At 65.8% G+C, this 20228-nt stretch carries 18 protein-coding genes; 12 read left to right on the top strand and 6 right to left on the bottom strand.

Annotated elements, in window-relative coordinates; genetic code table 11:
- Window positions 1-46 precede the first annotated feature (46 nt).
- Genes ACVWY6_RS24340 through ACVWY6_RS24330 form a run of 3 tightly spaced genes read right to left on the bottom strand, consistent with a single transcriptional unit; the run spans window position 47 to window position 3373 of the window.
- A complete protein-coding gene (locus ACVWY6_RS24340) occupies window positions 47-1642 on the bottom strand; it encodes an AMP-binding protein (RefSeq protein WP_457541549.1) in 1596 nt (531 codons plus the stop codon).
- Between the two features lie 52 nt (window positions 1643-1694).
- Entirely contained in the window at window positions 1695-2540 is an 846-nt protein-coding gene (locus ACVWY6_RS24335) for a lysophospholipid acyltransferase family protein (protein WP_457541492.1), read from the bottom strand.
- Window positions 2537-3373 (bottom strand): esterase/lipase family protein, encoded by an 837-nt coding sequence (locus tag ACVWY6_RS24330; protein WP_457541490.1) that lies wholly within the window; start codon window positions 3371-3373, stop codon window positions 2537-2539. Before ACVWY6_RS24330 ends, ACVWY6_RS24335 begins: the two co-directional genes overlap by 4 nt.
- 158 nt (window positions 3374-3531) lie before the next feature.
- On the opposite strand from ACVWY6_RS24330, the gene ACVWY6_RS24325 reads away from it, so the two are divergent.
- Window positions 3532-3852 (top strand): hypothetical protein, encoded by a 321-nt coding sequence (locus ACVWY6_RS24325; RefSeq protein ID WP_457541488.1) that lies wholly within the window; start codon window positions 3532-3534, stop codon window positions 3850-3852.
- 7 nt (window positions 3853-3859) lie between these two features.
- Here ACVWY6_RS24325 and ACVWY6_RS24320 read toward each other — a convergent pair whose 3' ends face one another.
- Both ACVWY6_RS24320 and ACVWY6_RS24315 read right to left on the bottom strand, forming a co-directional pair.
- Window positions 3860-4660: a DUF305 domain-containing protein gene (locus ACVWY6_RS24320; RefSeq protein WP_457541487.1), complete on the bottom strand. Its 801-nt coding sequence runs from the start codon at window positions 4658-4660 to the stop codon at window positions 3860-3862.
- Complete coding sequence (locus ACVWY6_RS24315) at window positions 4660-5574, bottom strand: DUF3105 domain-containing protein (RefSeq protein ID WP_023957860.1); 915 nt, start codon at window positions 5572-5574, stop codon at window positions 4660-4662. Before ACVWY6_RS24315 ends, ACVWY6_RS24320 begins: the two co-directional genes overlap by 1 nt.
- A gap of 156 nt (window positions 5575-5730) precedes the next feature.
- Here ACVWY6_RS24315 and argS point away from each other — a divergent pair, with 156 nt between their 5' ends.
- The 6 genes from argS (at window position 5731) to rho (ending at window position 14687) form a co-directional block, all read left to right on the top strand.
- Entirely contained in the window at window positions 5731-7383 is a 1653-nt protein-coding gene (gene argS / locus ACVWY6_RS24310; protein ID WP_030174304.1) for an arginine--tRNA ligase, read from the top strand.
- Window positions 7380-8804, top strand: coding sequence for a diaminopimelate decarboxylase (lysA, locus tag ACVWY6_RS24305; protein ID WP_457541485.1), 1425 nt, complete (start codon window positions 7380-7382; stop codon window positions 8802-8804). The genes argS and lysA overlap by 4 nt, the downstream gene beginning before the upstream one ends.
- Window positions 8801-10129 (top strand): homoserine dehydrogenase, encoded by a 1329-nt coding sequence (locus ACVWY6_RS24300; RefSeq protein WP_023957866.1) that lies wholly within the window; start codon window positions 8801-8803, stop codon window positions 10127-10129. The genes lysA and ACVWY6_RS24300 overlap by 4 nt, the downstream gene beginning before the upstream one ends.
- Window positions 10122-11201 (top strand): threonine synthase, encoded by a 1080-nt coding sequence (gene thrC / locus ACVWY6_RS24295; RefSeq protein ID WP_023957868.1) that lies wholly within the window; start codon window positions 10122-10124, stop codon window positions 11199-11201. Before ACVWY6_RS24300 ends, thrC begins: the two co-directional genes overlap by 8 nt.
- 93 nt (window positions 11202-11294) lie before the next feature.
- Window positions 11295-12251 carry a homoserine kinase gene (thrB, locus tag ACVWY6_RS24290; RefSeq protein WP_031332212.1) on the top strand — a complete coding sequence of 319 codons (957 nt, stop codon included), beginning with the start codon at window positions 11295-11297 and terminating at the stop codon, window positions 12249-12251.
- A 309-nt stretch (window positions 12252-12560) separates the two neighbouring features.
- Window positions 12561-14687 carry a transcription termination factor Rho gene (gene rho, locus ACVWY6_RS24285; protein WP_457541483.1) on the top strand — a complete coding sequence of 709 codons (2127 nt, stop codon included), beginning with the start codon at window positions 12561-12563 and terminating at the stop codon, window positions 14685-14687.
- Between the two features lie 97 nt (window positions 14688-14784).
- Here rho and ACVWY6_RS24280 read toward each other — a convergent pair whose 3' ends face one another.
- Entirely contained in the window at window positions 14785-15480 is a 696-nt protein-coding gene (locus tag ACVWY6_RS24280; protein ID WP_457541481.1) for a DUF3105 domain-containing protein, read from the bottom strand.
- Window positions 15481-15694: 214 nt separating this feature from the next.
- Between ACVWY6_RS24280 and rpmE the strand changes: the two genes are divergently transcribed.
- The 5 genes from rpmE (at window position 15695) to ACVWY6_RS24255 (ending at window position 19976) form a co-directional block, all read left to right on the top strand.
- Window positions 15695-15931, top strand: coding sequence for a 50S ribosomal protein L31 (gene rpmE / locus ACVWY6_RS24275; protein WP_023957876.1), 237 nt, complete (start codon window positions 15695-15697; stop codon window positions 15929-15931).
- Window positions 15932-16043: 112 nt separating this feature from the next.
- Window positions 16044-17120, top strand: a complete 1077-nt coding sequence (gene prfA, locus ACVWY6_RS24270) for a peptide chain release factor 1 (protein WP_062800231.1) — start codon at window positions 16044-16046, stop codon at window positions 17118-17120.
- The gene (gene prmC, locus ACVWY6_RS24265; RefSeq protein ID WP_457541479.1) at window positions 17117-17983 is read left to right on the top strand and encodes a peptide chain release factor N(5)-glutamine methyltransferase; all 867 of its coding nucleotides are present in this window, start codon (window positions 17117-17119) and stop codon (window positions 17981-17983) included. Before prfA ends, prmC begins: the two co-directional genes overlap by 4 nt.
- Before the next feature lie 53 nt (window positions 17984-18036).
- Complete coding sequence (locus ACVWY6_RS24260; protein ID WP_030174324.1) at window positions 18037-18690, top strand: L-threonylcarbamoyladenylate synthase; 654 nt, start codon at window positions 18037-18039, stop codon at window positions 18688-18690.
- A 113-nt stretch (window positions 18691-18803) separates the two neighbouring features.
- Window positions 18804-19976 (top strand): glycosyltransferase family 4 protein, encoded by a 1173-nt coding sequence (locus ACVWY6_RS24255; RefSeq protein ID WP_232232976.1) that lies wholly within the window; start codon window positions 18804-18806, stop codon window positions 19974-19976.
- The last annotated feature ends 252 nt before the right edge of the window (window positions 19977-20228 follow it).

Genomic DNA, 20228 nt, shown 5'->3' with positions numbered 1-20228 from the left:
CGGGTCGCGTCATCGGCGACTTACCCAAACTGTTCCGCGTTTGTCATCACGCGGGTCCGGTGAGTTCGCGTTTGACCACCTTGCCGGTGGCGTTGCGGGGGAGGGCGTCGAGGAACTCGACGTCGCGGGGCACCTTGAAGCCGGCCAATTGGGACTTGACGTGTGCCTTGAGATCGTCGCAGGAGGCATCTTCGCCGGGCTTGAGCACCACGTAGGCCGCCAGCCGTTGTCCGTACTTGTCGTCGTCCACTCCGAGCACTGCAGCTTCGAGGACCGAGGGGTGGGCGTTGAGCGTCTCCTCGACCTCCAGGGGATAGACGTTCTCGCCACCCGAGACGATCATGTCGTCGTCGCGGCCGACCACGAACAACCGGCCGTTCTCGTCCAGACGGCCCACGTCGCCCGACAACATGAAGTCGCCGTGGAAGTCCTTGGAGTCACCCGACGTGTACCCCTCGAAGTGAGAGTTGCTGAACACGGCGATCTTTCCCACTTCGCCGACAGGCAGCTCGTCGAGGTTGTCGTCGAGGATCCGCACCTCGGTACCCGCCGCGGGCCGGCCGGCAGTGTCTGTCGCAGCGCGCAGGTCCGCAGGTGTCGCCGTACTGATCAGGCCCGCCTCGGTGGCGTTGTAGCTGTTGTAGACCACATCGCCGAACCGGTCCATGAACCCGGTGACGGCGTCGGCCCTCATCCGCGATCCGCTGACCGTGGCGAAACGCAGTGAGCTCAGCTGGTAGTGGTCGAGGACGTCGGACGGCAGGTCCATGATGCGTTCGAGCATCACCGGCACGAGCGCAAGACCGGTGGCCCGGTGCTCGGCAACCAACTTCAGCGTCGCCTCCGGGTCGAACTTGCGGCGCATCACCACGGTGCAGGTCATCGTCCCGGCCACGGCGAGCTGCCCGAAGCCCCAGGCGTGGAACATGGGCGCCGCGACGACGATCTTCTCTTCCGCCTTCCAGGGGATGCGGTCGAACATGGCCGCGAGCGCTCCGGCGCCCCCGCCACCGGAGCGGCGTGCGCCTTTGGGGGTCCCGGTGGTGCCGGAGGTCAGCAGGACGATACGTCCCGGGGAATCGGGACGTCCCGGACGTTTGGCGCCACGATGTTTGTTGATGAGCCCTTCGACGGTGGGAGCGTCGGTGCTGCTGTCTGTCCACGCGATCACTTCGGCGAGATCCTCGACGTGCGAACGGGCGTGGGCCACGAGGTCGGCGAACTCTTCGTCGTAGATGAGGACGCCGGTGTGCTCGCGAAGGAGTACCTCCGTGAGCTGAGGGCCCGAGAACCCGGTGTTCAACAGGAGCGAGTCGGCGCCGAGTTTTGTTGATGCCAAGAGGCTTTCGACGAGGCCACGGTGGTTGCGGCAGAGGATGCCGACGGTCTGGTCAGGCTCTCGCCGCAGGTCGCGCAACGCCGTGGCGAGAGCGTCGCTACGGGTGTCGAGCTGCGCCCACGTCAGGCTGCCCAGTTCGTCGACGAGGGCAGTGGCGTTCGGCCGCCGCACTGCTGCCAACCCGAGGCCGGTCATCGGTGTGGTGCCCTGACGCCAGATCACGAGTCCCATCCGCAGGTACTTGTCCGGGCGCAGCGGGGCGAGCATGCCGCTGCGGACGAGTACCCCGATGGTCCACAGCATCCGGCGAATTCGGCCAATCAACTCGGTCACTACGTGGCTCCTGATCCTGTGGTCATCCGAGCACCGGGAAGCGGCGTGCCCGGGCCATCTCATCCAACGTGGACTGCATACGGTCGCGGACCACACGATCGACTTCAGCGATGTCGGGGTCGGGTCCGAACTCCGCGACGATGTCGATCGGTTCGAGCACCCGTGTCTCGATCTTGGTCGGCATCGGCAGGTTCGGAGGGAACTGCAGCGACAACCCGAAGGGGAATCCGAAGGACAGCGGAGCGAGCTTGGTCCGCATGAGTTTGTCGAGACGCAACAGCTTGGCGAGATCCTCACCGCGGCTGAGGAAGATCTGGGCCTCGTGCCCTCCGATGCTCACCACCGGGACGATGGGCACCCCGGCTTCGAGAGCGGTCCGCACGTACCCCGTACGCCCGTTGAAGTCGATGCGGTTGGCAGATGTGGACGGCCGGAACACGTCGTAGTCGCCGCCGGGGAAGACGATGGTGACGCCGCCGCTGCGGAGGAGCTGGTCGGCGTTGCGGCGATTGGCCGGAACGAAACCCGCGCGAGCGAACAGTTGTTTTCCCTGGCCGATGAACAGCATGTCGTGCGCCAGCACGTACAGGGGGCGCTCACTGCCGAAGTGATCGAAGAACTCCACCGCGATCACCGGCACGTCCATCGCGAGGAGGCCTCCGGAGTGATTGGACACCAGCAGCGCTCCGCCATCGGGCACGTTCGCCATGCCCTTCACCTCGGACCGGAACCAGCCCTTGACCGCCAATCGCAGGATCGGTATCAACCGGGTCACCCAGGCTCCGTCACGCAATTCCCACAGTTCTTCGTCCGACTCTGCGCCTGTGGGCTCGTTGCCGGACTCGCCGGCCGTCTTGTCGGTGCTCATGCGGTCTTTCTCAACGTCGGGGCGCTCACCGATGGACCGAGGAGGGTATGACGAACACACCGCGCCCAGTCGAAAGGTTCTGGCGCAAGCGGGTTCTGGGCCAGTCGATCGGCGAGCACGCTCAGGGCCAGTGGATTGGAGACCAGCCCGATGTGGCTGCTGAGAACGGCGATGTTCTCGCAGTTGTCGTCCTCGTCGAGTGCACAACTGCGCCAGTTGAGTATCCCGTCGGTCTTGGAATAGATCGCCGTACACCGGACGGGCAGCGGTCCTCGGAGAGTGTCGACGATCTCTCGCGCGTTGTCGACGAGGCCGTACTTGCGCGCGGCGTGCTCGAACATCGCCGTCGTCCTGGTCACCTCACCCTCAGGCCGCCACGGGGACCCCAGGCAGATGACCTGCCGTACCGCGTCGGGACGTTCGTGGCCCAGCCACCGGGCGAGCAGGCCGCCGAAACTCCAGCCGACAACACTGACCTGCACGCCATAACGTTGGTGAAGTCGGTCCAGTCGGTCGGGTAGCCCCTCGACGATCTGGTCGGTCAATCCGAAGTTGCGGCCGAGGTGCCATCCGTGGGCTCGGTAACCGAGACCGCGCAGATGGGAGCGCATCCTGTTGGTGAGGCCATCGGTTGCGTAGAAACCGGGGATCACCAGCACCGGACGTCCCTCGCCCACACCATGGCTCGGGAGGATGGCGTCCACCACCGCCGATGTGGGGTACTCGACCATCACGCGAGCCAGTTCGAGCGCGGTCAGCGCGAGGGGCGGTTTGGGAAACCGCTCTGATGACAGGGCGGAGTCATCGTCACGTCGTTCTTCGAAGTCGTACATGCACCATCCCCGAGCCGTGTGTGGACGGTCCCATACTAGAACGTGTTCTCGTTTTCCGTTGCCATATCGCCGGGCAGTGGGCGGACTACGGAGGCGGGGGTGCTTTTCTTACCTCCGGCGTAATCGTTTTCGACCACCGATGCGGCGACCCTGAAGGCATGGATATCGATCGACAAGACGCAGTCACAACCACTGTGCCCGGGGCGCCGCGCTGGCTACGGGCGGTCCTGATCATGGATCGGGCAGGCTCGTCCTGGTACATCGGACTCGGGTTCCTGTTCGCCCCGCTGTTGGTGGTGGTCGATCCGTGGCCGCCACTGGTCACCGCGGCCTGGATTGCCATCGGGGTGTTCGGCCTGTGGCTGGGCATCCTGGGCATCTTCATGGCGACCGGCCTGGCGCTGATCCTCAAGTCCGGCCACACCGTTCCCGAGGAGTACTGGCGATCGGTCTTCGAGGACTTGCCGCCCGCGCGGTGACCGGCGACTAGTTCATCGGAAGAGGTTGCGCCCCACGGGGTTCGAGCATCTTCGCCATCGTGTCCGACTCCGATTGCTGGACATTGACCATCTGCTGGGCGAGCTGCCGGACGAAGTCTTCCTGGACGTGATCGCGCTCGGTGGCAAACTCCATCATCTCGGACCCGCCCTGATGATGGCGCAACATCAACTGCAGGAAGTAGGTGTCCAATTCGGCGCCCTGCAGCGTGCGCAGCTTTGTCATCTCCTCGGTGGTCGCCATGCCCGGCATCGGGGGTGAACCGGGCGCCCTCGGCCCCATCGACATGCTCGACTCAGTGCTGCCCCCGTGACCGTGCCCGTCACTGTGACCCTGCATCCAGGCCATCGCCTCGTCGGGATTGTCGAGCGGATAGTCCCAGCGGGTCAGCCACGACTGCATCTGGCCGATCTGGTTGGTCTGCGAGGTGAGGATGTCGTAGGCAAGCGACTGCACCTGGGGGTCGTTTCCGCCATACAACTCGACGGTCGCCATCTCCACAGCCTGCTGGTGGTGACGGATCATGTCCTGCGCGAAGCCCACCGCAGCCGAGTCTTCGGCGGGCCTGTTGTTGTCGTCGCCTTCGAAGCTGATGCGAAGCAAAAGACCGACGACCACACCGAGCAGCAGCATGGCGACCGCGCCGAGCACCAGCATCGCCGGCAACTGCCGGCGTTGTACGCCAGAAGCGGGGGTCCGCTCGGCCTCAGCCGGTCCGCTCCCGGTATCCGAGCCGGGCTCGGCCTGTTGGGGGGTGTTCGAGTCGGTACTGGACTCCGAGTCGTCCATCAGCCCGCAGGTGTGGCCGGGACGGGCTGCGCCGGGGCGGGAGCAGTGGTCATCGGCTGTTCCGGTGCGACCAGCCCCTCCTCGGTGGCGGGGGTGGTGCCGGTGCCGTCCATGGGGATGGCGTCAGCGGGGATCGGGCCGACGTCCGCCGGCGGCGGGCTGTTCGGGTCGAACGCACCGGGCGTCGCCGCGCAGGAGGCCCCGATCTCGGGATACGCGGTGGCGTCGGGCTGGCCGGGGTACACGCCGCTGTTCGAGTTCTGCCGCAGTGCCTCGATGAACTGGTCGACGCGTTCGTCGCCTGCGGAGTCGAGCTTGAGCTGATGGCCCCACGACTGCAGCGAGATCGGCGTGTCCAGGCCCGGGTAGGGCGACATCAGCATGTACGGCTCGCCCTCGACCTTGTCCTGCAGGATGTCGAGGTCGCCGGGAGCGATGGTGTCCGGGTTGTAGGCGATCCAGACCGCACCGTGTTCGAGCGCGTGGACGGCGTTCTCGGTCCGCAACTGGTTCGGGTAGACGATGCCGGTACACGCGGCCCAGACCGCGTCGTGAGGTCCGCCGAACGGAGGCGACTGGTCGTAGGCCACGCGCTGCGTCGGCTGCACGTGCTGACCGGCCGGGTAATAGATCTTGGTGACGCCGTCGATCTTGTCCGAAGGGTCGGGATTGGACGCCGACGGTGTGAACTTCGCGACTTCACGCTGATCGAGATACTTGGGTACCAGGTACGCGGCGAGTCCGCCGACGAGCGCGATGATCACCACCACCGCGCCGATGGTCATCCAGGGGATCTGCCGTCCGACGCCCCCCGCCTTCACCACGGGGACCTGCCCGGCCTTCTTCTTGCCGGACTTACCTGCGGTGGACGGTTTCTTGGGAATCTTGTTGCCCTTTTTATCGGCGTCGGCCATGGATCTCTTTCGGTGCAAAAACTGGGGTGAGCGAACGAGTGCGTGCCGGCATGTGAACCGGCGACCGACAGTGTACTTGTGCGCGTCGACGGCAATCGCTGTGCAGGGAGACGGCGATTGTCAATGATGAGGTGCGGGCCAATAGGATGGTGCATCGTGACCCCCGCCGACCTCGCGGTGCTGCTGCATGCCGCCACCTCAACCGTCCTCACCGACCACGGACTCGACCCGTCCGCGCTGCCGGAGAGTGTTGTCGTGGAACGGCCGCGCAATCCCGAGCACGGCGACTACGCCACCAACATCGCGCTGCAACTCGGTAAGAAGGTCGGCGTCAACCCGCGTGAGCTGGCCGGATGGCTTGCTGCCGAGCTCTCCAGCCGTCAGGGCATCGCCACCGCCGAGATCGCCGGACCCGGTTTCGTGAACATCCGACTCGCCGCCGACGCGCAGAACGTGGTGGTCGCCGGAGTGATCGAACGTGGTGCGGCCTACGGGACCGGAACGACTCTCGACGGACTCCGGGTGAACCTCGAGTTCGTCTCGGCCAACCCGACCGGTCCGATCCACCTCGGTGGCACGCGGTGGGCTGCCGTGGGCGACGCGCTGGGCCGGGTCCTCTCGGCCGAAGGTGCCGCGGTCACCCGCGAGTACTACTTCAACGACCACGGCGCACAGATCGACCGGTTCGCGCGGTCGCTGGTTGCCGCCGCACTCGGTGAACCCACTCCCGAGGACGGGTATGCCGGCGCCTACATCGGTGAGATCGCGGCACAGGTGCTCGACGCCGCGCCCGGCGCTCTGGACCTCCCGGAGGCAGAGCGGCTCGAGACATTCCGTGCCCGGGGCGTCGACCTCATGTTCGCGCAGATCAAGGCGAACCTGCACGAGTTCGGCACCGACTTCGACGTCTACACACACGAGAACAAGATGTTCGAGAGCGGTCAGGTCGACAAGGCCATCGCCGAACTGAAGGCAAACGGCAACCTCTACGAGAACGACGGCGCCTGGTGGCTGCGGTCGACCGCGTTCGGTGACGACAAAGACCGCGTGGTCATCAAGAGCGACGGCGAGGCGGCGTACATCGCAGGCGACATCGCGTACTTCAAGGACAAGCGTGACCGCGGGTTCGATCTCTGTATCTACATGCTCGGCGCCGACCATCACGGTTACGTCGTCCGGCTCAAGGCTGCGGCCGCGGCGCTCGGCGACGACCCCGACCGTCTGGAGGTACTGATCGGGCAGATGGTCAATCTCGTGCGCGATGGGCAGCCGGTGCGGATGAGCAAGCGGGCGGGCACGGTCATCACCCTCGACGATCTGGTGGACGCGGTCGGTGTGGACGCCGCCCGCTACTCACTCATCCGGTCGTCGGTGGACGTGAACATCGACATCGACCTCGACCTCCTCGTCAGCCAGTCGAACGAAAACCCGGTCTACTACGTGCAATACGCGCACGCCCGCCTCGCGGCGATCGGCCGCAATGCCGAGGCCCTGGGTCTCACCGCCGCCACCGACCACCTCGAGCTGCTGGTGGATCGGGCCGAGGGTGACCTGATCCGTACGCTGGGAGACTTCCCCGCAGTGGTCGCTGCAGCCGCGCAATTGCGTGAGCCGCACCGTGTCTGCCGGTATCTCGAAGCGCTGGCGAGCACGTACCACAAGTTCTATGACCGGTGCCGGGTCCTGCCTCAGGGCGACGAGGAACCCACCGATCTCCACGCCGCACGGTTGGCTCTGTGCGGCGCCACCCAGCAGGTCATCGCCAACGGTTTGGCGATGGTCGGCGTGAGCGCACCGGAGCGAATGTGAACGCACACCCCGCCGGACCACGGCACGCGGAGGTCGTGGCGGCACCGCACCTGGCCGAAAGGCCCAACTCTCCAGAGGAACTCGCGCAGTTGCCGGAGGCGATCTACCCGCAGGGCACCGGTCGCGATGAGAACGGTGTGGCGCAGATCGGCGGCATCGCGGTCACCGAGCTGGCCGAGAGATACGGCACCCCACTGTTTGTCATCAACGAAGAGGACTTCCGGGCGCGATGCGCCGAGATGGCAAAGGCATTCGGATCGGCGCAGCACGTTCACTATGCGTCCAAGGCGTTCCTGTCCACCGAGGTCGCGCGCTGGGTGCACTCAGAGGGTCTGTCTCTCGATGTGTGTTCGGCCGGCGAGCTGACGGTGGCGTTGCGTGCGGGTTTCCCGGCCGATCGGATCGCCCTGCACGGCAACAACAAATCGCCGTACGAGCTCGAACTCGCGGTCACCTCGGGCGTAGAGCACGTGGTGCTCGACTCCATGATCGAGATCGAACGTCTCGATGAGATCGCCGGCCGGCTCGGCGTGGTCCAGGACGTCCTCATCCGGATCACCGTGGGTGTGGAGGCGCACACCCACGAGTTCATCTCCACGGCACACGAAGACCAGAAGTTCGGCTTTTCCTTGGCCGGTGGCACGGCGATGGACGCGGTCCGACGCGTCTTTGCCACCGACAACCTGCGACTGGTGGGGCTGCACAGCCACATCGGTTCGCAGATCTTCGACGTGGGTGGTTTCGAGCTGGCCGCCCACCGTGTCCTGTCCTTGCTTCGGGACGTGGTCTCGGAGTTCGGCGTGGACAAGACCGCCCAACTCTCGATCCTGGATCTCGGTGGGGGACTGGGTATCTCATACCTGCCCTCCGACGACCCGCCTCCGGTGCAGGAAGTCGCCGACAAACTCGCGGCCATCGTCGAACGTGAATCGGCCGCACTGGGCCTACCCACCCCGACCATCGCGGTGGAACCGGGCCGAGCGATCGCCGGTCCGGCCGGTGTCACGTTGTACACCGTCGGCACGGTCAAAGACGTCCAGCTCGGTCCGGGCGGAGCTCATCGCCGCTACGTGTCCGTCGACGGCGGTATGAGCGACAACATCCGCACCTCGCTGTACCAGGCCGAGTACGACGTCCGGCTGGCGTCGCGGGTCTCCACTGCGAACGCGGTGGTCAGTCGGGTGGTCGGAAAGCACTGCGAGAGCGGCGACATCGTCATCCGCGACTGCTGGCTTCCCGACGATGTCGGCCCCGGCGACGTGCTGATGGTGGGCGCCACCGGCGCCTACTGCTACTCGATGTCGAGTCGCTACAACATGGTCACCCGACCCGCCGTGGTCGCCACGCGGGGAGGCGACGCGCGAGTGATCCTGCGTCGTGAAACTGTCGAAGATCTACTGAGCTTGGAGGTGAACGAGTGACGGACAGCCGAATCAACGACAACGGGGCCCGCGCCATCGGCGTTGCGGTACTCGGAATGGGAAATGTCGGTACCGAGGTGGTTCGCATCCTCACCGACAACGCCGCTGATCTGCAGGCACGGGTCGGTGCCCCACTGGAACTGCGCGGGGTCGCCGTCCGGAACCTGAATGTTCCTCGTGACGGGGTGGACCCGGCCCTGCTCACCGACAAGCCCGAAGACCTCGTTGCCCGCGACGACGTGGACATCGTTGTCGAACTCATCGGCGGCATCGACCCGCCGCGGATGTTGATCCGCGAATCGCTGCAGAGCGGCAAGTCCGTGGTCACCGCCAACAAGGCGCTGCTCGCCGATTACACCGGCGAACTCGCGACTGCCGCAGCCGGGGCGAAGGTGGATCTGTACTTCGAGGCGGCCGTGGCCGGCGCCATCCCGGTGATCCGCCCGCTGATGCAGTCGCTCGCCGGTGACACCGTCAACCGTGTCGCCGGAATCGTCAACGGCACAACCAACTTCATCCTGTCCGCGATGGACGCCGACGGCAGTGACTACGAGGAGACGCTCGCCGAGGCAGGCCGACTCGGCTACGCCGAGGCCGACCCGACGGCCGATGTCGAGGGCTACGACGCGGCGGCGAAAGCAGCCATCCTGGCGTCGATCTCCTTCCATTCGAGGGTCACCGCGCTCAACGTCTACCGCGAGGGCATCTCCAAGATCACCGCTGCCGACCTCGTCTCGGCACAGGCACTCGACTGCACGGTGAAGCTGCTGTCGATTTGCGAGCGGATCGTCGGTGAGGATGGGCAGCAACGCATTTCGGCCCGCGTCTATCCGGCGCTGGTACCGCTCGAACATCCTCTCGCGGCGGTCAACGGCGCTTTCAACGCGGTGGTCGTCGAAGCCGAGAACGCCGGTCGGCTGATGTTCTACGGACAAGGTGCCGGTGGCGCACCCACCGCATCGGCGGTGTTGGGAGACCTGGTGATGGCTGCGCGCAACAAAGTGCACGGTGGTCGTGGCCCACTGGAGTCCACGTACGCGTCGCTGCCGATCGCCCCCATGGGTGACGTGCGAACCCGGTACTACGTGTCGATGCGGGTGGCGGACCGCGCCGGGGTGCTCGCAACAGTCGCCGGAGAGTTCTCCTCACGAGGCATCAGCATCTCGACCGTTCGCCAGGAAGGCGCCGGCGACGACGCCCGGCTCGTGGTGGTCACCCATCGCGCACCTGATGCGGCATTGTCCGAAACCGTTGCGGCACTGGAGAAGCTGGAGGCCGTCCTGAGCGTGTCCAGCGTTCTCCGACTGGAGGGAACCAATGAGTGAGTCTGTCGCCGTGCACCGCGCATGGCCGGGATTGATCGAGGCGTACCGCGACCGATTGCCTGTCAAGGACGACTGGAAGGTCGTCACCCTGCTCGAGGGTGGCACACCGTTGATCGCCGCACCGCACCTGTCCGAGATCACCGGGTGCGAGGTGTACCTCAAGGTGGAGGGCCTCAACCCGACCGGCTCGTTCAAGGACCGCGGGATGACGATGGCCGTGAGCAACGCCGTCAACAACGGGAAGACCGCGGTGCTGTGCGCGTCCACCGGGAACACCTCGGCCTCGGCTGCCGCGTACGCGACCCGCGCCGGCATCACGTGCGCCGTCCTCATCCCCGAGGGCAAGATCGCAATGGGCAAACTCGCCCAGGCCGTGATGCACGGCGCGAAGATCATCCAGGTGCAGGGCAACTTCGACGACTGCCTCGAACTGGCTCGCAAGGCCACCGCCGAGTGGACCGAGATCGAGCTGGTCAACTCGGTGAACCCCGCCCGCATCGAAGGTCAGAAAACTGCCGCCTTCGAGATCATGGATGTGCTCGGCAGGGCTCCTGACGTGCATGCGTTGCCGGTGGGGAACGCGGGCAACATCACCGCGTACTGGAAGGGCTACACCGAGTACCACCGCGACGGTGTTGTCGGGTCGACCCCTCGCATGCTCGGCGTGCAGGCGGCCGGCGCGGCCCCTCTGGTCACCGGCAAACCGGTCAAGGATCCCGAGACGATCGCCACCGCCATCCGGATCGGCTCACCCGCCAGCTGGAACCAGGCAGTGGCCGCCAAAGACGAATCGGGTGGTCAATTCCGGGCTGCCACCGACGAGAAACTCCTCGAGGCCTACCGGCTGATCGCAGGCCACGAAGGTGTCTTCGTCGAGCCGGCGTCGGCCGCCAGTGTCGCCGGACTTCTTGCCGCCCGTGAAGAGGGCTGGGTGTCTGCGGGCGAGCTCGTCGTCTGCACCGTCACCGGCAACGGCCTCAAGGATCCCGACACCGCGTTGGCCGGCATCCCGCCGGTAGAGGCAATCCCGGTTGATCCGGTGGCTGTCGCACGCGCGCTGAATGTGGGCTGATGGGAACCGATCATGACGGTGTGGGCAACGCGGACTGATGAATCCTCTGGCGATGACTCGCACGTGGCTGGGCTCCGTCGCGAAGGTGTGGACGTGAATCCCGTTCTGCCTGCGGGGGTCCAGGCGCAAGCGCGGGTTCCCGCGTCGAGTGCCAATCTGGGCCCCGGGTTTGATTGTCTGGGTATCGCTCTGGGCATCTACGACGACATCTCCGTCACCGTCGGTGGCGATGCACTGCGCATCACCGTCAGCGGTGAAGGCGCCGAGGGAGTACCGCTCGACGAGCGACACCTGGTTGTCCGGGCGATCAATCGGGGGCTGGCGGCGGCGGGCGTGACGGCCCCGGGCCTGGACGTCAAGTGCCGCAACAGCATTCCCCATGCCCGTGGTCTGGGGTCGTCGGCGTCCGCAGTCGTCGGCGGGCTGGCGGTCGCCGCCGGCCTGGTCCGCGCAGCCGGCCTGGGAACACAACTGTCCACCGAGGCGTTGATCCAGCTGTCGTCGGAGTTCGAAGGCCACCCGGACAATGCCTCGGCGAGTGTCCTCGGTTCGGCAGTCGTGTCCTGGTCCGAACCCACCGCGGGCGTCCACACCTCCGACGTGGCGGGGGACTCGCCGGCACTCAATTACTTCGCGAGGTCGCTGGAGCTGCATCCAGGTATTCGCGCCTACGCCATGATTCCGCAGGTCGAGTCGTCGACCGCGGTCACCCGTGGGTTGTTGCCGGACGCGGTGTCCCGGGCGGATGCGGTCTTCAATGTCAGCCGCGCGGCCCTGGCCGTGGTGGCGTTGACGACCGAACCCCAGTTGCTGATGGCTGCGACCGAGGATCGACTGCACCAGGACTACCGGGCCCCGGTGATGCCGGCGACGGCCGCTCTGGTGCGATGGTTGCGTGAGCGGCAGGTGCCGGCCACAGTGTCGGGCGCCGGGCCCACCGTGCTGGCGCTGACGGCGTCGGAACTACCACCTCAGACCCGCGACAAGGCAGCTGAGCTGGGATTTGCTCTGCAGGAAGTAGAGATTGCACCCGGAGTAGTCGTACACTGACCACGGCGGGTGCAACTTTGATTGATTCGCAGTTTGTGAACACGCCGCATTCTGTGGGTGTTGCCCGAACTACTGATCCTGGCTAGCATGTACCCGTCCAGCCGCGGATGTTTTCACCCGAGCGTGCTTCTCATCGGATGTCAAATTCGAATCACAGCCCGCGGGCGCCAGTCCGTGAAATATAAAGCGCGGCAAACGACACACGCCTCATAAGACCGCTGAAAAACAAGCGGCACCTCTCACCTGGGCTCCGGGTGCGAGAACTTTGGCCCTCGCGAATCTACCGGCGGGGGAAGGAAAGGATATCCGTTGACGGATACGGACCTGATCACTGCACCGGGCTCGGAGAACACGCTCGACCTCGGTGGAGTTGACACTCCGAAAGCCGAACGTCGTCGTGGGACCGGGCTATCGGGAATGGTTCTGACTGAACTTCGTGGCCTGGCGGGAGAGCTGGGCATCAAGGGCACGTCGGGTATGCGCAAGAGCGACCTGATCGCGGCCATCAAGGAACGCCAGAGCGGCGGGGCGTCCAGCGCACCTGCCATCAAGGGCAAGGCCGCCTCCAGCAAGGCGCCCGCAGACAAGACCTCGGCAGGAACGGCGCCGTCGGAGGACGCGCCGACTGCCACTGCCGAGAAGCCGCAGGTCAAGAGCGCCTCCGCCCCTGCGGAACCCGCCGCCGAAGCAGCGACGAAGACCACCGAAACCACAAAGGTCGAACCCGAGCAAGCTGCCACTGCGGCGCCTGCCGAGGAGAAGGCTGCGCCGAAGACCGACGAGTCTTCCCAAGACGGTGACCAGGCAGACGGCAACGACCAGCGGCGGCAGCGTCGTCGTGGTCGCGACGGGCAGGCCGCAGGTCGGGACAACCAGGGCCGTGAAAGCCAGGGTCGCGAGGGTCAGGGCCGCGACAATCAGACCCGAGAGGGTCAGACTCGCGACAACCAGGGCCGCGACAACCAGGGCAGCAGCGGCTCCAGCCGCGAAGGCCAGGGCCGTGACAACCGCAACCGCGACGACCGCAACCGCGACGACCAGGGCAACCGTTCGGAGCAGGGAAACCGCTCCGAGCAGGGCAACAGGAACCGCAACCGCAACGATCAGGGAAGTGGCCAGAACAGCGGCCCCCGTGACAACCGCGACAACGGTCCCCGTGACGACGACGAGGACGGCGACGGCCGCGGCGGTCGGCGGGGACGCCGTTTCCGTGAGCGTCGACGGGGACGTGACCGCGGCGAAGGCGGCGGTGGCGGCAACGAGCGCGAGCCACAGATCTCCGACGACGACGTGTTGCAGCCGGTCGCGGGAATCCTCGATGTGCTGGACAACTACGCGTTCGTTCGTACTTCGGGCTACCTCGCCGGACCGAACGACGTCTACGTGTCGATGAACCTCATCCGCAAGAACGGGCTACGTCGCGGTGACGCGATCACCGGGGCGGTCAAGGTCCCGCGCGATGGTGAGCAGTCGAACCAGCGTCAGAAGTTCAATCCGCTGGTCCGGCTCGATTCGGTGAACGGCGCTGACGTCGAGACCGCCAAGCGCCGGCCGGAGTTCAACAAGCTGACCCCGCTGTATCCGAATCAGCGTCTTCGCTTGGAGACCACCAGCGAGCGCATCTCCACCCGCGTCATCGACCTGGTCATGCCGATCGGCAAGGGACAGCGTGCACTGATCGTGTCCCCGCCCAAGGCCGGTAAGACGACGATTCTGCAGAACATCGCTAATGCCATCTCGATCAACAACCCCGAGTGCTACCTCATGGTGGTGCTCGTGGACGAGCGGCCCGAAGAGGTCACCGACATGCAGCGGTCGGTGAAGGGTGAGGTCATCGCCTCCACCTTCGACCGCCCGCCGTCAGACCACACCTCGGTGGCCGAGCTGGCGATCGAGCGGGCCAAGCGTCTGGTCGAAGACGGCAAAGACGTTGTGGTGCTGCTCGATTCGATCACCCGGCTGGGTCGCGCGTACAACAATGCGTCGCCGGCTTCGGGCCGGATCCTGTCCGGTGGTGTCGACTCCACGGCGCTGTACCCACCCAAGCGTTTCCTCGGTGCTGCCCGCAACATCGAGAACGGCGGCTCGCTCACCATCATCGCCTCGGCTCTGGTCGAGACCGGTTCCACCGGCGACACGGTGATCTTCGAGGAGTTCAAGGGCACCGGCAACGCCGAGCTCAAACTTGACCGCAAGATCTCCGAGCGCAGGGTGTTCCCGGCCGTCGACGTCAACATGTCCAGCACGCGCAAGGACGAGTTGCTGCTCTCGCCCGAGGAGTTCTCGATCGTGCACAAGCTGCGGCGCGTGCTTGCCGGCCTCGATTCGCAGCAGGCAATCGATCTCCTGGTGAGTCAGCTGAAGAAGACCAAGAGCAACATCGAGTTCCTCATGCAGGTCCAGAAGACCGCACCGGGAGCCATGGGCGACGACTAGTCGCCGGCTCGCAGCCACCGAACCCACCTGATCCCGTGGGACCACCCGTCACAGGGCGGGCCGAACGGGTGGGTGGGTTCGTGCGTGGTGGCAGTGCTCAGTTCTCCGGCAGGGTGCCGGGGCGTGGATCGAACGGTGGGGGATCGAGCTGATCGAACGCGCCGGACGCCGCGCACGTGGCCCCCGGTTCGGGGTAGCCGGTCTCTTCTGGGGCTTCCGGGTAGACACCGCTCTGGATGTTCTGTTTCGTCGCGGTGATGAATTGGTCGATACGTGGGTCGTCGGCATCGTCGACCTTGAGCTGATGCCCCCACGACTGCACCGACACCGGCCGGTCGAGACCGGGGTAGGGCGACAGCATCGTGTAGTCGACTCCGTCGACGCGCTCCGCCAGCGATTCCACGGCCTCGGCGTCGAGGTCTTCCGGGTTGTAGGTGAGCCAGACCGCTCCGTGTTCGAGCGAGTGCACGGCGTTTTCCGAACGGATGCCCGCGTTGTAGACCACCCCGGTGCAGGCGGCCCAAACAGCATCGTGTCGGCCACCGATGGGCGGGCTGAACGAGTAACGGACGCGATCGGTGGGAACCACATGAAGAGCAGCGGGGAAGTACTGCTTCTCGACGCCTTCGATGTCGTCGGTCGGATCCGGATTGTCGGCAGACGGGCGGAAGCTCGCGGACGCCTCGGAGTCCGCTGACGCGGCGACCGGATCGCCGGACCGCTCGAATGTGCAGGCTGCCAGGCCGAAGACCAGCACAGTTGCTGCAGTCGCGAGGTGTGTTGCCCGTGTCATGGATCTGCCTGCCGTAGAGGATGTCGCGGAATGAAAACGATTGTCAGGTCGTTCCACTGATCGTGCCGAGGATGTATGCCCGCCCTCGATCGCTTGAATGTTAGCGATTCGCTGACGTGGTGGCGGCTCTGGCATACTGAACGGTCGAGTCCGGTTCCGGTTCACACCTTCGATCCGCGAAGGTGACCCGGCGACCATTGAAAGGGACACCAGAATGAAGCAAGGAATCCACCCCGAGTACGTCGAGACCACTGTGGTCTGCGGCTGCGGGAACACCTTCCAGACCCGTTCCACCAAGGACAACGGTCGGATCAACGTCGAGGTCTGCTCGCAGTGCCACCCGTTCTACACGGGCAAGCAGAAGATTCTCGACACCGGTGGCCGCGTCGCACGCTTCGAGAAGCGTTACGGCAAGCGTCCGGCGAAGAAAGACGCTGCAGCCGAGAAATAGCTTGATCGTCCGGCGTCTGGTCTGCCTTCACGGCAGGTCAGACGCCGTTTTCGTCGAATCACCCGGTTGACGTCACGCCCGCCGGTCACAACTTCTCGAGTAGGAACAGGTCATGAGCAGCCCCGAGCCGTCCGCGATCGACGACATTCTCGCCGAGCATGCGGGCTTGCAGTCGCAGCTCTCCGACCCTTCGCTGCACGACGACCCCGCTGCAGCGCGCCGCGTGGGCAAGCGCTTCTCCGAACTCGCGCCGATCATGGCCACGTACACCAAACTTCAAGCAGCACAGGACGATCTGCAGGCGGCACGCGAACTCGCCGCGGACGACCCGGCATTTGCGGCCGAGATACCCGAGCTGGAGAAGACCGCCGCCGATCTCGACGCCACCCTCACCGACCTGTTGTCGCCGCGCGATCCCCACGACGGCGACGACGTGGTGCTGGAGATCAAATCGGGCGCAGGCGGCGAGGAGTCGGCCCTGTTCGCCTCGGATCTGGCGCGGATGTACCTCAAGTACTGCGAACGGCACGGCTGGAAGGCCCAGACCCTCGGACTCACCGAGTCCGATCTCGGCGGGTACAAGGACGTCACCATCTCGATCAAGTCGAGAGGCGACGGTCCGGACGGTGTGTGGGCGCGACTGAAGTTCGAGGGTGGCGTACACCGCGTCCAGCGTGTGCCGGTCACGGAGTCGCAGGGGCGTATCCACACCTCGGCTGCCGGCGTGCTGATCTATCCCGAACCCGATGAGGTCGAGCAGGTGCAGATCGACGATTCGGATCTCCGCATCGACGTGTACCGCAGTTCGGGCAAGGGTGGACAGGGCGTGAACACCACCGACTCCGCGGTCCGGATCACCCACTTGCCCACCGGGATCGTCGTGACCTGTCAGAACGAACGATCGCAATTGCAGAACAAGGCCCGCGCGATGCAGGTCCTCGCTGCACGCCTGCAGGCGGCGGCCGAGGAGGCAGCCAACTCGGAGGCGTCGGAAGGACGGGCGGCGCAGGTGCGGACAGTTGATCGTTCTGAGCGGATCCGCACCTACAACTTTCCGGAGAATCGCATCACCGACCACCGGATCGGTTACAAGGCCAGCAACCTCGACGCCGTTCTCGCAGGCGACATGGACGCACTCCTCGACGCCCTCCGAGCCGCCGATCGCCAGGCCCGCCTCGAGGCGGAGTGAACGCGCGCGAACATCGCAGGGCCGCGACGGCCGAACTGGCCGCCGCAGGCGTCCCCAGCCCAGACGTGGACGCAGCGCTTCTGCTGGCTCACGTGGCCGGCACATCCGTGGGCGGCCTCGTCACGGTCGACGAGCTGACGCAGGAGCAGGCCGACACGTACCGCGCGATGATCGACCGGCGGCGCGCGCGTGAGCCCTTGCAGCACATCATCGGTCACGTCCAGTTCGGCATGGTCGACCTTGAGGTCGGCCCCGGGGTGTTCATACCCCGGATGGAAACCGAGGCGCTGCTGTCGTGGGCACTGGAGGCGATTGCCGACGTTGCCGAACCGGTGGTGGTCGATCTGTGCAGCGGAAGCGGTGCACTCGCGTTGTCCATCGCGGATGCTCGGCGCAACGCCGTGGTGCACGCCGTAGAGATTGCCGACGAGCCACTCCGATGGCTTCACCGGAACCTCTCGCGGATGTCCGATCAGGTTGCGGATCGAGTCGAGGTGCATCAGGGCGACGTTCGGGACCCGGCCGTTCTGACCGGGATCAGGGCTGATGTCGTGGTCGCCAACCCGCCCTACATACCCGAGACAGCCGAATTGCCGGTCGAGGTGGTCGACCACGATCCGCCCCTCGCACTGTTCGGGGGAGCGGACGGGATGTCGGTCATCGGTCCGATGATCGCCACCGTCGCCCAGCTCCTCGAGGCGGGTGGCGAAGTGGCCATCGAGCACGACGACAGCACGGGGCAGGCGGTGATCGAGGTGCTGACCGCCGATGGCCGGTTCGATTCGATCGTCCAGAACCACGATCTGGCCGGACGGCCGCGTTTTGTCACCGCCACCAGAACGACGACGTCCCGCCGCATCTGACCGGCGGGTACGTCGCGGATGTGGGCCAGGGGGACCATGCAAGGATGGGACCCGTGAGCACCACGTTCGACTGCAACGATCCCCATTCTCGAACGGCCGGTATCCGGGCCGCCGTCGGCGCCGCCAAAGGTGGCCGCCTGATCGTCCTGCCCACCGACACGTTGTACGGGTTGGGTTGCGACGCTTTCGATTCCGAATCGGTCAACAACCTCCTGGCCGCCAAAGGGCGGGGCAGGGACATGCCCGTGCCCGTGCTGGTCGGTTCGTGGAGCACCATCGACGGCCTGGTGTTGTCCGTGTCGTCGACGGCGAGGGAACTGACCCGGGCGTTCTGGCCCGGCGGCCTGAGTCTGGTGGTCCACCAGGCTCCCTCGCTGGCCTGGGATCTGGGTGACACGCGGGGCACGGTGATGCTGCGGATGCCGCTGCACCCGGTGGCCATCGAGATCCTTCGGGAGGTCGGGCCCATGGCCGTCTCCAGCGCGAACATCTCCGGCCGACCGCCGGCGACCACCGCCGCCGAGGCCCGGGAGCAACTGGGGGAGTCGGTTGCCGTCTACCTCGATGGTGGACCGGCCGAGAAGGCGATGCCGTCGACCATCGTCGACCTCACGGACGTCAGTCCCAAGATTCTGCGCGAGGGTGCGATCAGTGCCGAGCAGATCGCCGAGGTGCTGGGCACCGGAGTCGAGAGCCTGCGGAGCTGAGTCGGCTCGATCTCGCTGGCGGGTCAGGTCGACCGCTTGCGTGCTTTTCGAGCCCGCGCTAGTAGCGTTGACCCGTGTTCGCGGCCTATTCGAGTTCCCTTGAGAGCAGTGGTGTGCTGATCGCAGCGCAGTCCGGCCTCACGAGCAGTGGTGCAGGCGTCCCGCTGCGGGAGCTGATGCTCGTCGGGCTCGCCGCCGCGGTCATCACTTATCTCGCCACCGGTGTCGTGCGGGTCATCGCCACGCGCACTGGTGCGGTGGCCGTTCCGCGGACCCGGGATGTCCACGCGATTCCCACGCCGCGTCTCGGCGGTGTCGGCATGTACATCGGTGTGCTCGCCGGGATGGCTCTGGCCGGCGAGTTACCCGCTCTGACAAGGGGTTTCGCATACACCGACGACATGAACGCCGTTGTCGTCGCCGGTGGGGTCATCGTGCTCGTCGGAATCATCGACGACCGCTGGGGGATAGACGCCTTGACCAAGTTCGTCGGCCAGCTGACCGCTGCCGGTGTCCTGGTGATCATGGGTGTGAGCTGGTATCTGCTGTACGTCCCGTTCGGCGACATCGGCACGGTGGTGCTGGACCCACTCCAGGCGGGATTGCTCACGATCGCGGTCACCGTGGCAACGGTCAACGCGATGAACTTCGTCGATGGCCTCGACGGGCTCGCCGCCGGTCTGGCGCTCATCGCGTCGTTGGCGATCTGCGTCTTCTCGCTGGGTCTGCTCCGAGACCAGGGGGGCGACGTCAGTTACTACCCACCGGCCCTCATCTCGGCGATTCTCGCCGGCGCATGCCTCGGTTTCCTGCCGCACAACTTTCAGCCCGCCCGCATCTTCATGGGCGATTCCGGCTCGATGCTCATCGGGCTGATGCTGGCCACGGCCTCGACCAGCGCATCGGGCAGGGTGGCCACCAACGCCTACGGCCCCGCCGATGTGTTCACGTTGCTCTCGCCGATCATCCTGGTGGCGGCCGTCATGTTCATCCCGATGCTCGACATGCTGATGGCGGTCGTACGGAGGACCAGGGCGGGTGTCGGCTTCTACACACCGGACAAGATGCACCTGCACCATCGACTGCTGGAGATCGGTCACTCGCACAGGCGCGTGGTGCTGCTCATCTACCTCTGGGTCGGACTCCTGGCCTTCGGGGCGGCTGCGAGCACGTTCTTCTCGGTGTCGGTGGTGGTACCGGTCCTGGCAGCCGGACTGGTCCTCGCGATGGTCGCTACCATAGTCCCGCGCCTTCGTCGACGACACCGCCAGGGCGCATCTGCCTGACCGGGTGGCGGCCGGTGGAACCGTGTCCAGTAATCTGGGACGAAGTGCAACCTAACCCGGACATTTCGGGTATGCGATGCGACGTAGTACTATCGTCTGTAGTAGCCGAATCACCAAGGTGAGAGCCGCAATCGCGGTCAATGCACCCCCTGGTGGCAGGCCACGACAGTGTTGATATGGTCACAGGGATCGATGAGCTGTCGCCCCGATCATGTTCCAGATCGACGGGCACGGCTCTACCAGGCTGCCCCC

It is taken from the genome of Williamsia sp. R60 (assembly GCF_054063855.1).
Note: the sequence above shows the minus strand (reverse complement) of the source record. Positions and strands in the feature narration are given on the sequence as shown.

What these genes read in the sequence shown, in the direction of transcription:
- ACVWY6_RS24340 (WP_457541549.1), bottom strand. Translation starts at nt 1,642, where the DNA reads ATGCTGTGGACCATCGGGGTACTCGTCCGCAGCGGCATGCTCGCCCCG.
- ACVWY6_RS24335 (WP_457541492.1), bottom strand. Translation starts at nt 2,540, where the DNA reads ATGAGCACCGACAAGACGGCCGGCGAGTCCGGCAACGAGCCCACAGGC.
- ACVWY6_RS24330 (WP_457541490.1), bottom strand. Translation starts at nt 3,373, where the DNA reads ATGTACGACTTCGAAGAACGACGTGACGATGACTCCGCCCTGTCATCA.
- ACVWY6_RS24325 (WP_457541488.1), top strand. Translation starts at nt 3,532, where the DNA reads ATGGATATCGATCGACAAGACGCAGTCACAACCACTGTGCCCGGGGCG.
- ACVWY6_RS24320 (WP_457541487.1), bottom strand. Translation starts at nt 4,660, where the DNA reads ATGGACGACTCGGAGTCCAGTACCGACTCGAACACCCCCCAACAGGCC.
- ACVWY6_RS24315 (WP_023957860.1), bottom strand. Translation starts at nt 5,574, where the DNA reads ATGGCCGACGCCGATAAAAAGGGCAACAAGATTCCCAAGAAACCGTCC.
- thrC (WP_023957868.1), top strand. Translation starts at nt 10,122, where the DNA reads ATGAGTGAGTCTGTCGCCGTGCACCGCGCATGGCCGGGATTGATCGAG.
- ACVWY6_RS24280 (WP_457541481.1), bottom strand. Translation starts at nt 15,480, where the DNA reads ATGACACGGGCAACACACCTCGCGACTGCAGCAACTGTGCTGGTCTTC.
- rpmE (WP_023957876.1), top strand. Translation starts at nt 15,695, where the DNA reads ATGAAGCAAGGAATCCACCCCGAGTACGTCGAGACCACTGTGGTCTGC.
- prfA (WP_062800231.1), top strand. Translation starts at nt 16,044, where the DNA reads ATGAGCAGCCCCGAGCCGTCCGCGATCGACGACATTCTCGCCGAGCAT.